The 461-nt window shown below is 65.3% G+C and carries 1 protein-coding gene; it reads right to left on the bottom strand.

The features are described from left to right. The coding region (locus AACY19_RS27235; protein WP_339454595.1) for a DNA cytosine methyltransferase at window positions 1-460 on the bottom strand (460 nt) is incomplete at its 3' end. Window position 461 lies beyond the last annotated feature (1 nt).

The raw sequence follows: 461 nt of genomic DNA, 5'->3' as shown, positions 1-461 counted from the left end.
AGACGCGGGCGGGCACCTCTGTCGCGCGATCCAGCGCGATGACAAACAGACGTGGGCGCGACTGCGGCACGAAATGCTGCGCGTCGATCACCATCGCGCCGAGCCAATAGCCGGCATCCCCAACCGTCTGGCACAGCGCGGCAAAGTCCGCCCCATTCCGCGACGTCAGCAGCCCGCAGACGTTTTCCAGCACGATCGCGCGTGGCTTTCGGCCTTGCGTGCTCACATCCTGAATCAGGTTCCAAAACGGCCAGAATGCGCCCGATCGCGTGCCCGTAAGCCCGGCACCGGCCCCGGCGAGCGAGAGGTCCTGGCAGGGGAAGGACGCCCACACCAAATCCGCTTGGCCGGGCAGTTGGCGGGGTGTTACCTCGCCGACATCGCCAAGCAACAGCTCGTCCGTGCCCCAATTGTCGGCATAGGCCTTGGCCTTTTTGGGGTCGAAATCGTTGGCGAACAGG

It is taken from the genome of Pseudomonas sp. EA_5y_Pfl2_R50 (genome assembly GCF_963970475.1).
In the GTDB taxonomy this organism is placed as follows: Bacteria; Pseudomonadota; Gammaproteobacteria; order Pseudomonadales; family Pseudomonadaceae; genus Aquipseudomonas.
The sequence above is the reverse complement of the archived record's forward strand: the minus strand, read 5'-3'. Positions and strand labels throughout refer to the sequence as shown.